Origin of the sequence: Burkholderia diffusa, from assembly GCF_902499115.1 — a bacterium.
GTDB classification, from domain to species: Bacteria; Pseudomonadota; Gammaproteobacteria; order Burkholderiales; family Burkholderiaceae; genus Burkholderia; species Burkholderia diffusa.
This window is the reverse complement of record NZ_CABVPN010000008.1, coordinates 88,184-103,378: the sequence shown is the minus strand read 5'-3', so window position 1 is coordinate 103,378 and position 15,195 is coordinate 88,184. Positions and strand designations below refer to the sequence as shown.

The 15,195-nt window shown below is 67.1% G+C and carries 14 protein-coding genes; 4 read left to right on the top strand and 10 right to left on the bottom strand.

Going from position 1 to position 15,195, the window contains the following annotated elements; translation table 11 throughout:
- Positions 1–240 precede the first annotated feature (240 nt).
- Positions 241–1,077, top strand: a complete 837-nt coding sequence (locus BTE28158_RS10065; protein WP_059608096.1) for a bifunctional allantoicase/(S)-ureidoglycine aminohydrolase — start codon at positions 241–243, stop codon at positions 1,075–1,077.
- A 102-nt stretch (positions 1,078–1,179) separates the two neighbouring features.
- Here BTE28158_RS10065 and BTE28158_RS10060 read toward each other — a convergent pair whose 3' ends face one another.
- Positions 1,180–1,974, bottom strand: coding sequence for an aminoglycoside phosphotransferase family protein (locus BTE28158_RS10060; protein ID WP_151049012.1), 795 nt, complete (start codon positions 1,972–1,974; stop codon positions 1,180–1,182).
- A gap of 210 nt (positions 1,975–2,184) precedes the next feature.
- Here BTE28158_RS10060 and BTE28158_RS10055 point away from each other — a divergent pair, with 210 nt between their 5' ends.
- Positions 2,185–4,308 carry a penicillin-binding protein 1A gene (locus tag BTE28158_RS10055; protein WP_151049011.1) on the top strand — a complete coding sequence of 708 codons (2,124 nt, stop codon included), beginning with the start codon at positions 2,185–2,187 and terminating at the stop codon, positions 4,306–4,308.
- Positions 4,309–4,316: 8 nt separating this feature from the next.
- Positions 4,317–4,928, top strand: coding sequence for a trimeric intracellular cation channel family protein (locus tag BTE28158_RS10050; protein ID WP_151049010.1), 612 nt, complete (start codon positions 4,317–4,319; stop codon positions 4,926–4,928).
- 324 nt (positions 4,929–5,252) lie between these two features.
- Here the strand turns inward: BTE28158_RS10050 and BTE28158_RS10045 are convergent, their stop codons facing one another.
- The 4 genes from BTE28158_RS10045 to BTE28158_RS10030 form a co-directional block, all read right to left on the bottom strand.
- Positions 5,253–5,480: a hypothetical protein gene (locus BTE28158_RS10045; RefSeq protein WP_059608121.1), complete on the bottom strand. Its 228-nt coding sequence runs from the start codon at positions 5,478–5,480 to the stop codon at positions 5,253–5,255.
- Between the two features lie 71 nt (positions 5,481–5,551).
- Entirely contained in the window at positions 5,552–5,935 is a 384-nt protein-coding gene (locus BTE28158_RS10040; protein WP_151049009.1) for a DUF6232 family protein, read from the bottom strand.
- Positions 5,936–6,058: 123 nt separating this feature from the next.
- On the bottom strand, positions 6,059–6,319 hold the full coding sequence (locus BTE28158_RS10035) for a DUF2866 domain-containing protein (protein WP_059528608.1): 261 nt from the start codon (positions 6,317–6,319) through the stop codon (positions 6,059–6,061).
- Positions 6,320–6,539: 220 nt separating this feature from the next.
- Positions 6,540–7,700 (bottom strand): porin, encoded by a 1,161-nt coding sequence (locus tag BTE28158_RS10030; RefSeq protein ID WP_059467242.1) that lies wholly within the window; start codon positions 7,698–7,700, stop codon positions 6,540–6,542.
- 307 nt (positions 7,701–8,007) lie between these two features.
- On the opposite strand from BTE28158_RS10030, the gene BTE28158_RS10025 reads away from it, so the two are divergent.
- Positions 8,008–8,814: a MetQ/NlpA family ABC transporter substrate-binding protein gene (locus BTE28158_RS10025; RefSeq protein ID WP_124624350.1), complete on the top strand. Its 807-nt coding sequence runs from the start codon at positions 8,008–8,010 to the stop codon at positions 8,812–8,814.
- 142 nt (positions 8,815–8,956) lie between these two features.
- Here the strand turns inward: BTE28158_RS10025 and BTE28158_RS10020 are convergent, their stop codons facing one another.
- The 5 genes from BTE28158_RS10020 to BTE28158_RS10000 form a co-directional block, all read right to left on the bottom strand.
- Positions 8,957–10,072: a succinylglutamate desuccinylase/aspartoacylase family protein gene (locus BTE28158_RS10020; RefSeq protein ID WP_059608103.1), complete on the bottom strand. Its 1,116-nt coding sequence runs from the start codon at positions 10,070–10,072 to the stop codon at positions 8,957–8,959.
- A gap of 258 nt (positions 10,073–10,330) precedes the next feature.
- Positions 10,331–11,113 (bottom strand): ABC transporter substrate-binding protein, encoded by a 783-nt coding sequence (locus BTE28158_RS10015; protein ID WP_059528597.1) that lies wholly within the window; start codon positions 11,111–11,113, stop codon positions 10,331–10,333.
- 225 nt (positions 11,114–11,338) lie between these two features.
- Complete coding sequence (locus BTE28158_RS10010) at positions 11,339–12,259, bottom strand: LysR family transcriptional regulator (protein ID WP_170296426.1); 921 nt, start codon at positions 12,257–12,259, stop codon at positions 11,339–11,341.
- A gap of 237 nt (positions 12,260–12,496) precedes the next feature.
- On the bottom strand, positions 12,497–13,090 hold the full coding sequence (locus BTE28158_RS10005; protein ID WP_151049008.1) for a hypothetical protein: 594 nt from the start codon (positions 13,088–13,090) through the stop codon (positions 12,497–12,499).
- Between the two features lie 202 nt (positions 13,091–13,292).
- Positions 13,293–14,681 (bottom strand): NCS2 family permease, encoded by a 1,389-nt coding sequence (locus BTE28158_RS10000; RefSeq protein ID WP_124624344.1) that lies wholly within the window; start codon positions 14,679–14,681, stop codon positions 13,293–13,295.
- Positions 14,682–15,195: the final 514 nt, after the last annotated feature.

Below are 15,195 nucleotides of genomic sequence, written 5' to 3'. Positions count from 1 at the left end.
CCCCGTGCCCCGCCGCATGACCCCGAGTGTCCGCGGCCCGGCCGCCGGACCCGCAAGCATGGCTCGCCCCCGCCCGCTGAACCGGGCGGGCCCGTCGCGAAGCCTGGCCGACCGAACGAAGGCGCCCGCGCTTTCAAGCCACCCCGGCAGCGATGTCCCGCCGCCGCATGCGTGCCCCACACGCGTGCCGCGCCTGCCGTTGCCACCCGGGGCCGGACCAACCCATTGCCTGGATGCTTTATGTCTAAGACAACGTATTACGCGCCGCATGGCGGCCACCCGCCGCAGACCGATCTGCTGACCGATCGTGCGATGTTCACCGAGGCGTACGCGGTCATTCCGAAGGGTGTGATGCGCGACATCGTCACGAGCTGGCTGCCGTTCTGGACCAACACGCGCCTGTGGGTGATCGCGCGTCCGCTGTCGGGTTTCGCCGAAACCTTCTCGCAGTACATCGTCGAAGTGAATCCGGGTGGCGGCAGCGACAAGCCCGAGCAGGACAAGAACGCGGAAGCCGTGCTGTTCGTCGTCGAAGGCGAGGCCGAGCTGACGCTGCAAGGCAAGCAGCACACGCTGAAGCCGGGCGGCTACGCCTTCATCCCGCCGGGCGCCGACTGGACGCTGCACAACGTCAGCGATGCCGCCGTGCGTTTCCACTGGATCCGCAAGCACTACCAGGTCGTCGACGGCATTGCGCTGCCGGAAGCGTTCGTGACCAACGAGCAGGACGTCGAGCCGATCCCGATGCCGGGCACCAACGGCGCATGGGTGACGACGCGCTTCGTCGACATGAGCGACATGCGTCACGACATGCACGTGAACATCGTGACGTTCGAGCCGGGCGGCGTGATTCCGTTCGCCGAGACGCACGTGATGGAGCACGGCCTGTACGTGCTCGAAGGCAAGGCCGTCTATCGCCTGAACCAGGACTGGGTCGAGGTGGAAGCGGGCGACTTCATGTGGCTGCGCGCGTTCTGCCCGCAGGCGTGCTATTCGGGCGGCCCCGGCCGCTTCCGTTACCTGCTGTACAAGGATGTGAACCGTCACATGAACCTGACGCTGAATCCGGCGCGCTAAGCGTCGCACACGTCGGACACGAAAACCCGCTGGTGCATGCCGGCGGGTTTTTTCATGGGCGCTGCCATGCGATGCAGCCGACGGGGTGACGGCCGTCGCACGCTACTCGTCGAGCGCCGAGGCAGCCATCCTCGCGACCTGCACACGCGTATCGGGCGGCAGGTCGTCCTCCATCGGCCAGACCGCAGACAAGCCGGCCCAGGCGAGGATCCACTGCAGCAACCTGCGGCGGTCGAGTTGCGCGGCCTCGGCGACGAGCGCGCAGCGCCGCGCGAAGCGGGCGGGATCGACGGCGATGTCGTGCGCGGGATTGCAGAACAGGTTCGCGTAATCGAACGCGCGGTCGCCGCGCAGCCCCTTCGGGTCGATCGCCAGCCAGCCGCGATCGCCGAAGTGCAGCACGTTGCCGTGATGGATGTCGCCGTGCAGCACGACTTCGTCGACGGGCGGCGCGGCCAGCAGCCGGTGCGCCGTCGCGGCCGAACGCCGCAGCGTGTCATCGCCCGTGTCGTGCGACTGCAGCGCGTGGAACCAGTCAGTCAGCGGCACGACCTCGGGCGTTGCCGGTGCGCGATGCGCATGCAGCCGCGCGACCACGCGGCATGCGATCCGGATCGTATCGTCGTCGTGGCCCGCGACGGACAGGCCGATGAGCGTGGGTGCCGGTTGCGCGCGTTCGAGCAGCACCGCGTCGCTGTCGTGCAGCCACACGCGCGCGGCGCCATCCCCGTTCCACCAGGTCATCAGCGCATTGCCTCGGCGCTCCTCGTCGCAGGTCGCGACCTTCAGCATCGCGGGCCGCGCGTGCCAGACGACGGGCAGCACGCCGCCGCTCGCGGTCAGGATCGGGCCGCCGTCGGGAACGAGGTCCCACAGGCGCAGGTACGTGTCGAACATGCAGACGATGGTACAGGCGAACTGGCTCGTGCGCCGCGCGGTTCGCCCGGCACAGCTGCCCGCGCAACCCTTCCTAAATAAAATTTAGCTAGCAAAACTTAGGCTAAAGAATGTTCCGGTATCCCGGCATCCCTTCGACAATGCGCGCCTTCCGTGACCGACGGGCGCCTGTTGCGCGCCCGCGTTCGCCGCATTGAAGAAGGAGCCTGCATGACCGATCACCCAGCCAATCTTCCGCCGCCACCGGCACCGCCTCCTACGTCGCCGCGCCGTGCATGGCGCATGCTCGCGGGTGCGCTGGTCGGCCTGACGCTCGCGTGCGCGGGCATCGGCGCATGGACGATCCACCGCATCTGGACGCAGCTGCCATCCGTCGAGCACCTGGCCGTCTATCGTCCCGCGCTGCCGCTGCGGATTTTCTCGCGCGATGGCGAGCTGCTGGCCGAGTACGGCGTCGAGCGCCGCGAGTTCGTGCCGCTCGAACGCATTCCGCCGCTCATGCGGCACGCGCTGCTCGCGGCCGAGGACGCGAAGTTCTACCAGCACGGTGCGATCGATATCGGCGGCCTCGCGCGCGCAACGTTCGCGAACGTCGTGACGGGACAGCCGGGGCAGGGCGGCAGCACGATCACGATGCAGGTCGCGCGCAACTTCTACCTGACGCGCGACAAGGTGCTGAGCCGCAAGCTCGCCGAGATCCTGATGGCCATCAAGCTCGAGCGCGAGTACAGCAAGGACAAGCTGCTCGAGCTTTACATGAACCAGATCTATCTCGGCGAGCGCGCGTATGGGTTCGCGGCGGCCGCGAATGTGTATTTCGGCAAGCCGCTCGACGCGCTGAGCGCGGGCGAAGCGGCCGTGCTCGCCGGATTGCCGAAGGCGCCGTCCGCGTTCAATCCGGTCGTCAATCCGGCGCGCGCGACCGCGCGGCGCAACTACGTGCTCGGCCGCATGCATGCGCTCGGCGAGCTCGACGACGCGACGTATCGCGCCGCGGCCGACATGCCGATCGCGCTGGCGACCACGCCGCCGCCCGGCATCATCGCGGCGCCGTACGTCGCGGAGCGCGCGCGCCGGATGATGGTCGAGCGCTTTCGCGACGACGCCTATACGCTCGGCCTCGACGTGACCACGACGATCTCGATGCGCGACCAGCGCGCGGCCGAAGCCGCGCTCCAGCGCACGCTGAGCCGGCAGCCGGGCACGAAGCGCGATGCGCGCAACGGGCTCGAAGGCGCGCTCGTGTCGCTGGATGCGGCGACGGGCGACATGCTCGCGCTCGTCGGCGGCGCGGATTTCAACCGCAACGTGTTCGACCATGCGCTGCAGGCGTATCGCCAGCCGGGTTCGAGCTTCAAGCCATTCGTCTATTCGGCGGCGCTGGAGAAGGGCTACTTTCCGGGCGTGCTGGTCGACGACACGCAGCGCACGCTCACCCATGAGGAAACCGGCGCGCGGCCGTGGCGCCCACGCAATTTCGGCAACCGCTACGAGGGCTTCATTCCGGTGCGGCGCGGGCTCGTGCGCTCGAAGAACCTGGTTGCGGTCAGCCTGATGCAGGCCGCCGACGCGCGCTACGTGCAGCAGCACGCGGTGCATTTTGGTTTCGACGCGCAGCGCAATCCGGCGTCGCTGCCGCTCGCGCTCGGCGCGGGCGCGGTGACGCCGCTCGAACTCGCGAGCGCATACAGCGTGTTCGCGAACGGCGGGACGCGGATGGAGCCGCGCCTGATCCTGTCGGTGAAGCAGCGTCACGGCGGCGCGATGTACGAGGCGACGACGCCTGAAGGCGCGCGCGTCGTGTCGGCGCGCAACGCGTTCGTGATGGACAGCATGCTGCGCGACGTCGTGAAGGCCGGCACCGCGCGTGGCGCGCTCGCATTGCGTCGCGACGACGCGGCCGGCAAGACGGGCACGTCGAACGGATCGAAGGACGTCTGGTTCGCTGGCTACTCGTCGGGGATCGTCGCGGTCGCGTGGCTCGGCTACGACACGCCGCGCCCGATGGGACGCGCGACCGGCGCGACGCTCGCGCTGCCGGTCTGGCTCGACTACATGAAGACGGCCGTCGACGGACGCACGCCGGTCGATGCGACGCCGCCGCAGGACGTCGCGCTCGTCGACGGTGATTTCGTGTACGCCGAATACACGCGCGGCACGTGCACGGCAGACGTGCCGCCGTTCATCCGCAGCCGCTTCGCGTGCGGCGGCGCACCGGCCTCCGAGGCGCCGGATGCATCGGGCGAGAAGGGCAAGCCCGACGAACCGATGCCCGCAGCCGTCGATGCGGCCGAGCGCGAACGCGTGCTCGACCTGTTCCGTACCCAGGACTGAGGCGCGCGATGCATACGCTTTATCTGATCGCGATCGTCGCGGAGGCGATGTCGGGCGCGCTGATGGGCATGCGGCGCGGGATGGACCGCTTCGGGCTCGCGCTCGTCGGCGCGGTGACGGCGCTCGGTGGCGGCACGGTGCGCGACGTGCTGCTCGGCCACTATCCGCTCGGCTGGATCGCGCATCCCGAGTACCTCGTGATCACGCTCGCCGCGGCGACCGTCGCGTCATGGGCCGCGCGGTACGTCGCGCGGATGAAGACGCTGTTCGTCACGGTCGACGCGATCGGTCTCGCAGCGTTCACGATCATCGGCTGCGATATCGGCGCGTCGACGGGCGCCGCGCCGATCATCGTCGTGCTGGCCGGCGCGATCACGGGTGTCTGCGGCGGAATGCTGCGCGACCTGCTGTGCAACGAGATGCCGCTGATCCTGCGCGAGGAACTGTATGCGAGCGTCGCGTTCTTCACGGGCACGCTGTACGTCGGGATCCAGCATCTCGGCATCGATGCCGGGTTGGCGTCGGTGGTCGCGCTGGCGGCGGGCTTCACGACGCGCATGCTTGCGGTGCGGCTGGGATGGAAAATGCGGACGTTCGGTGTCGCGGACGTCGAGCATTGAGCGAGGTTGCCGCGCGGACGCGACGATACGCGCGTGCTACGCCGGCACCATGACCGGTGGCGGCCCGTCGCCGGATAGCAATGCACAGGTGGTCTCCCATTGACGATGACTAGCCCGAAGGCTGGCGGGGTGGCGCGTTCACCTGGCTGGCCCGTTCGCGCGCGGCTGGCGGCGAACGGAGAATTGAAGGGGAATCGATAATTTCACGCTCGTAAATGAGAATCATTATCTGTGAGGGGGCGAAAAGCGGCGCGTGCGCACGCGCACCGTCGGCGCGGATCGGGCGGGCCGCGCGGCGAGACATGCGGTGAAAGCGGGCCGGCCCTAGGCCAGCGATTCGATACGAATCAGCAGGTTGCGCGCATGCGCGATGAACGCGTCGTGCGTCGCGCGATCGCCGTGGCCTTCGAAGCCGGCCTGTTCGGCGAACGCGAGCTGTTCGGCGTACAGGTCGACGAGCACGCTGCGTGTGTCGGGCGGCAGCGCGCGGATCATCGAGACGAGCAGCAGTTCCTGCGCGCGCAGCATGCCGGACAGCGATTGGGCGTTCATGCCGACCTCCTCGAACGACGCGGCGGCGTGCCGCTCATTCAATAGTAGGTGGTCGGCGCGCGCAGCGGAAATCAGCCGGCGGCCGTCGCCGTCCGTGCATCGCGCACGACTTGCGCGACGCGCTCGACGAATTCGGCGTCGACGCTGGACAGCGCTTCGCGCTTGCCGTCGGGCATTTCGACCATCAGCCGGTATGTGATGTCCTGCGTGGTCCAGGCGAGATAGCCGACGACGGCGAGCATCACGCCGACGACCAGCGCGGCGCTCGATGCGCCGATGCCGCCTGCGACGGCGGTGGCCACGCCGATCAGCGAGATCAGCGACGGCACGAGGCGATTCTTCGGGATCTTGACGACATCGACGTTGCGGATGTCACGCAGCGGGAAGACCTGCCCGGTGGCCGACAGGCCGTTGCGCGTGACCATCACGCCGCGTTCGTTGAATGCGTTTTCCATCGTGTGTTGCGTGGACGAAAACGCGCAGCGTAGCAGAATTCGTTGCCGCGTCAAACGAGACCGAGTGCCGCACGATGCGTGCGGGCCGGCCGCGATGCGGGCAACGGCGGGTAACGGAGGGAGTCAGAATTGCAGCCGGCCGTCGCCGTACAGTCGGCCCGGCACGTGCGACGCGACGACCTCGGCGATCTCTTCGTCGGTCGATTCGGCCGGCACGATCTGGCGTCGCGCGGGCGCGTCGAGATGCATCGTCCATTCGACGAGCCGGTACGGGCGGCCCCACGGGCGCTGCATTTCCACCGACACGCGGCAGCTCTGGACGGGCAGCGAATGCCGGCGCGTCAGAATCGCGTGCAGATGGCTGAAAACGGTATCTTCGATCATCTTGGGCTCCGATCCTGTCTTGTGGGCAGTTGATGCCGGTGCCGTAGTGGGTCTCAAAAAAAAAGCCGCCGATGCTCAGGCGGCCAACAGGGGGGGTGAGAGCATCCTCTCAGCCCAGAATTAAGCGAAACTTAAAAGCCCATAAAAAAGCGCCCCGCGTGGAGCGGGGCGCTTCTTGCCGTCGTCGTCCGCGAAATGAGCGGACAGTTAAGCGGATGCTTTAGAACTTGTGACGGATACCGACGCGAGCGGCCAGCTGGTTCGACGAACCGTTGCCCGACGTGCTGAAGTAGCTCGTGCTCGAACCGATCTGCGCTTGCACGCCGTTGCCCGACGCCTTCTGGTAGACAACCAGGCCGTACACGTCGGTACGCTTGCTGAGCGCGTAGTCGAGGCCCAGGTTGCCCTGGTTCCAGTGCGCCGAGTTGCCGCTTTGCGTTGCGTTCGTGTACGTGTAGCCCGCTGCTGCCGACAGGGCCGGCGTGATCGCGTACTTCACGCCTGCTTCATACGCGTTGTAGAACGTGCCCGATGCGCCAGCCGCGATCGGGGTGAACTGCGTGCGCGTCCAGAGCAGCCATGCCGTTGCCGGGCCGAAGATGTAGCGGCCGCCGACGCCGTACGTGCGCAGGTCGCGGATGTTCGTCAGCGCGATGTTCGCGATCGACGTCGAGAATGCCGGCGTCGACTGGCTCGGGAAGCGGATGTCCGTGTATGCGGCGCCGAGTGCGAACGGGCCGTTCGCGTAGTTCAGGCCGAAGCTGTATGCGCGCGACGAACCGGCCGTCGTCGTGGTGCCCGTCGTCGTCGACGGGGCGCCGGCGAAGTCGGTCGAGTTCGAGAAGCCGTACAACGCGCCGAACGTGAAGCCGGCGTAGTTCGCGCTCTGGAACTTCACCGAGTTGTTGATGCGGCTCGACGTGAGCTGGTCGATGTCGTTCACGTGGTACGCGTAGTTACCCGCGACCGTGTTGCCGCCCGTCGAGTAGTTCGAACCGAGGATGTCGGTCGAGAACGAGTACTGGCGGCCGAACGTGACCGTGCCGTATTGCGACTGGCTCAGGCCGACATAGGCTTGACGGCCGAAGATCGCGCCACCCTGGCCGATCGTGCCGTTGCCGCTGTTGAAGCCGTTTTCGAGCACGAAGATTGCCTTCAGGCCGCCACCGAGGTCTTCGGTGCCGCGCAGGCCCCAACGGCTGCCCTGGGCCACGCCGTCGTCGTACTTGAACAGCTTGCCGCTGCCGCCGTTCGCGGTCTTGCTGTGGTTCACGTAGCTGATACCGGCATCGATGACGCCATACAGGGTCACGCTGCTTTGTGCGTGTGCCGCGCCAGCCGTTGCTGCGAGGATGGCGATGGTCAACAGTTTCTTGTTCAAAGGATTCTCCGAGCGAGTAAATGGCGTGTCCAGTTGCGGTTCCGGCGCTCTCTATGGGCGCTTTCACGGACCGGTCGCAACTTTATCGGCGGGCCACGTAATGAATGTGACAGGCTTTGTCATATGACGAATCTGTGGTGCCGAAGCGACACTGGATTCTGCCCGGTTGTACAGCACGGAGTTATACCGATTCCGCCTGAGATTCGATCGGGATCCGGAATATGTACATGAAATAAGCTTGGTTGGTGCCGTTCCGGCCCCGTGCCACGATGCGCGCTTCAACAACGACACGGGACAAGAGGACACCATGCGACGTTCGATCCTGACCGGCCTCGGCGCGCTTGCCGCGGCGCTGGCCTTTGCCGCGCCCGGCGCGCACGCCGACTCCCAGACGCTGAAGATCGGCACGATGAGCGGCCCCGACGCACAGATCTGGACCGAGGTGACGAAAGTCGCAGCACGCGAAGGCCTCGCGATCAAGGTCATCGAATTCAACGACTACGTGCAGCCGAACGCGGCGCTCGACGCGGGCGACCTCGATGCGAACGGTTTCCAGCACCAGCCGTTTCTCGACAGCCAGATCAAGCAGCGCGGCTACAGGATCGTCAACGTCGGGCTGACCTACACGGCGCCGATGGGCTTCTATTCGAAGAAGCTCAAGTCGCTCAAGGACTTGCCGGTGGGCGCGAAGGTCGGGATCCAGAACGATCCGTCGAACGGCAACCGCGCGCTGCTGCTGCTGCAGAAATACGGCGTGATCAAGCTGAAGGCGGGCGCCGGCACGAACGGCGTGAACGCGACGCCGCTCGACGTCGCCGAGAATCCGAAGAAGATCAGGATCGTCGAGCTCGACGCCGCGCAGTTGCCGCGCGCGCTGCCCGACCTCGACGCCGCGTCGATCAACACCGACTACGCGGTGAAGGCCGGGCTCACGCCGGTGAAGGATGCGATCGCGATCGAGGATCTGCGCGGGCCGTATGCGAACCTGATCGCGGTGCGCGCGCAGGACAAGGACAAGCCGTGGGTGAAGAAACTCGTCGCGGCCTATGAATCGGACGACGTGCGCAAGTTCATCGACCAGAAGTTCGGCGGTGCGATCGTGCCGGCGTTCTGAACGTCGGCCGTGGCCAGCCCGCGTCGCGGGCATCGCGCCAGACCGAAAAGCAAATCGCCCGCGCAAGCGGGCGATTTCGTTGGCGCGCCGTGCTGCGGCGCGCGGGCCGGCCGCTACTCAGGCGGCGCAGGGGTTCAGGGGCTCAGGCCGACAGCAGCGACCCGGTGCGGATCGGCGTCGCGCCGGCGATCCGCGCGACTTCCATCCCGGCGGTCGCGAAGCGCACGATCTGGCGCGCGTACAGCACGCCCGACACGCTGCTCTTCAGCGTGATCACGCGATCGGTCAGCGGATCGACGATGTCTGCCACGTCCTGGCCGGCCTCGATCCACGCGCCGACCGGCGTGCGGAACACGATCACGCCCGACACCGGCGCGACGAGCGGATCGGTGCCCGCGAGCGGCGTGGCCGGATGCGCGAGCGGCGGCAGCGGCGCCGGCGTGCCGTCGATGACGCCGCGCTCGGTCAGGTATTCGACGATCGCTTGCGCGTCCTTCTCCGCGAGTTCGTACGACACGTCGCGCTCGCTGCGCAGTTCGACCGTGACGGAGATCGCGCCGTTCGGGATCGGGAAGCGATCGCCGAAGCGGTTGCGCAGATCCGACCAGCAGAAGCTGTGGATCTCGTCGAACGGATTGCCGACCGAATTCAGCGCGAGCAGCGACGCCTGCGCGTCCAGATAGCGCGACAGCGGCTCGACGTCTTCCCAAAGATCGGGGTTCGTATACAGGTGCATCACCGCGTCGCTGTCGCAATGCAGGTCGAGCACGATGTCGGCGTCGAACGACAGTTTCTGCAGTGCGAGGCGCTGCGATTCGAGCTCGGTGCGCGGCTTCTGTTCGTCCAGCGCCTCGCGCATCGCGGCGCGTACCGCGGCGAGGTTGCGCTGCGCGTCGTTCGTCAGGCGGCCTTCGATGCGCGGCAGCACGAGCGCCGCGAGATCGTAGAAATTGCGGTTGAAGTTCTGCATCGAGCCGAGCTCGAAGCGGCCGAGGTGATCGCCGAACACATGCTGCGACAGGCCGATCGGGTTCGGCACCGGGACGATGATCACCTCGCCGCGCAGCTTGCCGGCCGTCTCGAGCGCGGCGATCTTGCGGCGCAGCAGCGCGGCGACCAGCATGCCGGGCAGTTCGTCCGCGTGCAGCGACGACTGGATGTAGACCTTCTTCTGGCCGCGCGGGCCGTAGTGGAAGCTCGTGATCTGGCGTTCGGTGCCGACGGCGGGGGAAATCAGCGGATGGGTCTGCGTTTGCATGATGAGGGGAGGGCGGCGCAGCCGCGAGTGATCCGGTATGCGTGGAAGATCGATTGTACGTTGCCTTGCGCGAACCTATCAAACCGCGCGCCGGGCAAGTCGATTTCCTTTACGAATCATCGGGTTGTTGCGTAAAAAATAACGGTGCCGCGGCCGGTCGTTCATGCGTGCCCCGCAGTCTTTCGTCGCGCGCGGGCAAAAAAAACGGGCTCCTTGCGGAGCCCGTCTGCGCGGATGCGAAGCGCGCGTTGCGCGGTGTTACTTGCCGTACACGTCGAAATCGAAGTACTTCTTCGCGATCTTGTCGTACGTGCCGTCCTTGCGCATGCCGGCGATCGCGCCGTCGATCTTCGCCTTCAGGTCGGTGTCTTCCTTGCGCAGGCCGATGCCGGCGCCGTTGCCGAGCGTCTTCGGATCGTCGATGTCCTTGCCGGCGAAATCGAAGCTCGCGCCGCGCGGCGTCTTCAGGAAGCCGATTTCAGCCTGCACCGCGTCCTGCAGCGCGCCGTCCAGACGGCCGGAGATCAGGTCGGCGTAGACCTGGTCCTGGTTCTGGTAAGGCACGACGTTCACGCCCTTCGGGGCCCAGTACGTCTTCGCGTAGGTTTCCTGGATCGTGCCCTGCTCGACGCCGACCGACTTGCCCTTCAGCGATTCGGCCGTCGGCATCAGGCCGGCACCCTTCTTCGCGACGAGGCGCGTCGGCGTGTTGAACAGCTTCGACGAGAACGCGATCTGTTCCTGGCGCGCCGGCGTCATCGACATCGACGACAGGACGCCGTCGAACTTGCGTGCCTTCAGCGCCGGGATCATCCCGTCGAAGTCGTTTTCGATCCACACGCACTTCGCGTTCATGCGGCGGCAGATTTCGTTGCCGAGGTCGACGTCGAACCCGACCACCTTGCCGTCAGCGCCTTTCGATTCGAAAGGCGGGTAGCTTGCGTCGACGCCGAAGCGCACGGTCGTCCAGTCCTTCGCGTATGCAGTGCCGGCCGATACGGCGAGCAGGGCTACGGTCACAGCCGCAAGAATCTTTTTCACTCGGTGACTCCTCGTTTTGTTCGATGGGTGCGCGGTTGTGCCGCGCCGTAAGCCTTCGGCCCGGCGCGGCTTCGCGTCGAGCTGTCCGTTTCGCTGCCCGATGCGGGCGCGCGACGTGCGCAAGATTATCAAGACAAAATACCGGCAGGGCGCCTAGGACATGCCCCGATACCGGACCCGACGGCCATGCGCGCGGCGCACGACCGTTTCAGACGTAGGAACGATTCAACCGAGCGTTTCGTTGACCGCGCGCTGCAGGCAGGTGACGAATTGCGATACGGCCGGCGTCGGCAGCAGGTCGCGGCGCGCGATGATCGACAGGTCGAAGCGCGGCATGCTTTCGTCGAGGTCGGCCGTACGAATTCCGAGCGGCGCCACCATCGCGGCCAGCGGGCGCGTGAAGCAGCCGATCACGTCGGAGCGCGCCACGAGCCCGAGCGTCACCGCGAACGACATGGGCGAGCGCAGCAGGCGCTTCGGCAGCGGCAGCCCGCGCGCCTCGAACATGCCGACCATCACGCTGTGCGGGAATTGCTCGGCCCCGACCGTGACGATCCATTCGGCGTCGAGCAGTTCCTCTAACCGGCGCGCGTGCGCGAGCGGGTGGCCTTCGCGCATCACGACGGTGAACTCGGTCGACAGCAGCGGCACCTGCGTGAAATCGCGGTCGAGCGCGGGCACATGGTGCATCGCAGCGATGTCGAGCGTGCCGTTGCGCAATTGCGCGAGCGCATCCGGCACCGTCAATTCCACCAGATGCAGGCTCACGTTCGGCATCGACTGGCGGAATGCGGTGACCGCGCGCGGCAGCGCGGTCAGCGCGATCGACGGCATCGTGCCGACCGCGACACGTCCGGACATCTCGCCTTTCACCTGCTCGACGGCCTCGACGGTGCGGCGCATGTCGCCGAGCAGCTGTTCGGCGCGCGGCAGCAGCGCATGGCCGCACGCGGTCAGCTCGACGCCGCGCACGCTGCGCGCGAGCAACTCCGCGTTCAGCGCCGACTCGAGTTCGCGGATCGTGTGCGTGATCGCGGGCTGCGTGACGCCGAGTTCGCGCGCGGCGGCGCGCAGGCTCTTGAGGTGCGCGGCGGAGACGAACGCCTGGAGTTGCGCGATGTTCAGGTGGTTTCGGATGCGGGTCATCGATCGGTTCGGATCTGGCGGCGGGCCGGGGCGCCGGCGCGAAGATCGATAGGGTAGCGCGCCGCGGCGGCGAACGCCGGGCGAAACAAAAACCGCGGGGCACGCTACGGCATTTCTTCGTCGAGATCGACGGCGAACCGATCAGGATTGCAGATGATGGTGCATGCGGGGCGTGACGTCGTCGCGATGCGCCGCGCTACGACGCACCGCGTGAAGATATCGTGGCGGCCGGGTGTGTCAGGCAAGCGCCAGTTCGACGGCCGCGAGCGTGCGGCGGCGGATCCAGCCGCTCGCGAGCCGGATCGCGAGCCAGTACGGCAGAAACAGCAGGCGCGTGCGCGTGCTCGGACAGTGCACGAAGGTTTCGGTGCGCAGCAGGCGCGTGCCGGACGACAGTCCGACGACCTCGAACCGCAGCACCAGCTTCGCATCGCGCGGATCGTCGTGCCGGACGAAGGCCTCGGCGTCGTCGATCGTGCGCACGTCGGGCGTCGGGCGCCAGAAGCGTCCGATGAGCCCCAGCGACAGCGACGTCTCGTCGCGATGCAGCAGCGTGAACGTATCGAAGCCGAAGCGTTCGCGTGCGCCTTCGGCGGGGCGGTTGGCCAGCGCACGCGCGATGGCCGCCGGCGATTCGCGCACGGCAAGCAGCGCATCGATGACCGGATCGGCGCGCATGTCGAGCGCGGCCACGGCGTCGATGATGCGCGACGGCGGCGCGTCGATCGGCCGGGATTCATGAACTTCGACGAAGCCGAACGACGGGATGAAAGGCGGCTTGCTCGCCGCGGTCCGCGTGTCTGATTCAGAGACGATGCCGAACGGATTCATGGGCGTTCCGGGGGACAAAATGCGATCGTAGCACCGCGTGCGCACGCGCGGCGCGACGCGCCGCACCGCCGGCCGCACCGACAAAAAAGGCCTGGAAACATGCGTTTCCAGGCCTGGAGACCATCAACGACGATGGTGGAGGAGACGGGATCGTCCCGATGCGCGCCGCCCTTGTGCCGGCGACGTCGCGCATGATGCGCGGTCAGATCGCCCAGCCGCCGAGATAGAACGTGACGAGCACGGCCGCGATGAGCACGGTGCCGACGTTGAGCTTGCGGAATTCGCCGCTGGCGATGCGGCCGATCACGAGCGTCGAGAAGCCGAGCATGATGCCGGTCACGATGTTCGCGGTCAGCACGATGAATACCGCGCACACGAGTCCCGACATCGCATCGACCATGTCGTCCATGTGCAGCTTGCTCACGCTGCCGAGCATCAGCAGGCCGACGTACATCAGCGCGGGGGCCGTTGCGTACGACGGCACGAGGCCCGCGAGCGGCGAGAAGAACATCACGACCAGGAACAGCACGCCGACCACCGCGGCCGCGAGGCCCGTCTTCGCACCGGCGGCCACGCCGACGCTCGACTCGATGTAGGCCGCGGCCGGCGCGCCGCCGAGGAAGCCGGAGAAGATCGAGCTGACCGAATCGGCGGTCAGCGCGCGGCCGCCGTTGATGATGCGGCCGTTCTCGTCGAGCTGGCCCGCCTGACCGGCGACCGCGCGGATCGTGCCGGTCGCGTCGAACACGGCGGTCATCACGAGTGCCAGCACGCTCGGCAGCACGGCCATCGACAGCGCGCCCTTGATGTCCATCGCGCCGATCAGCGAGGCGTGGCCCGGTGCGCTCAGCGACGGCAGCGCGAAGATGCCGCGATACTTCACGGCCGGATCGAACGCGAGGCCGATCAGCGAGATTGCGACCACGACGAGCAGGATGCCGCCGGGCACGCGACGCTTCTCGAGCCCGAAGATCGCGGCGAGGCCGACGACCGACATGATGACCGGGAACGCGGTGATCTGGCCGAGCGAGACCGGCAGGCCGGCGCCCGGATTCTTGATCACGAGACCGACGTCGTTCGACGCGATCAGCAGCAGGAACAGGCCGATGCCGATGCCGGTGCCGTGCGCGACGCCCGCGGGCAGGTTGCGCAGGATCCACGAACGCACGCCGGTGACCGAAATGCCCGTGAACACGAGGCCCATCAGGAACACGGCGCCGAGCGCGACGGTCGGCTGCAGGCCCTTGCCGAGCACGAGGCCGAACGCCGTGAACGCCGTCAGCGAGATCGCGCAGCCGATCGCGATCGGCAGCTTCGCCCACAGGCCCATCAGCAGCGAACCGAAGGCGGTGGTGAGGCAGACCGCGACGAATACCGCGCTCGTGTCGAAGCCGGCCTTGCCGAACATGCCGGGCACGACGAACACGGAATAGACCATCGCGAGGAAAGTGGTCACGCCCGCGACGATTTCGCGACGCTGCGTGCTGCCGCGCGACGAAATGCCGAAGTACCGGTCGATGACTCCCTTGGTGCCGAAGTCCGTTTCTTCCGCGCCGACGCCGACCGTCGGCTGCACCGGGGTATCACTCATGAGCTTGCTCCTTTATCAGCATGCTGAAACGGCCCGTGGCAGGCCGTCGTCAGGGTGTCTCGAATCTGGTTGAAATTATCGGCAGCGTCGTGGGGACGCATCACGCGCGATTCGTGTCGTCGTCCGCGCGTCGATGGGCGCGCGTGTCGCGTCGTACGACGCGTGGTGTAGTCGACCCCGTCACGTGTGCTTTGCCGTAGCGAAGGTTAGGCGAACGGCCCGTCACGTCCCATTGGGGGACGAGCATGCAGCGCATGTCGCAGCGCTTATATCGGCGTGCAACGGGGCTTCGTCGTCGCGGAACGCGTGTATACGCCTAGTTCGAATCCGTTAAGGCGATTATTCGAATGCTGGATCGGCGGGCAGGGGCGGAGCGGGTGACGCATCGGATATTACGAATGTCTTTCATCGAGGCCGCGCAGGTGCGTGAATACGGCCGCGCGTGACGCGCCGCGCCGCCGTGCGCAACGTGAGTCCGGATCATACCGGGGCCGCGCGCGTGCTGCGCTGGCGT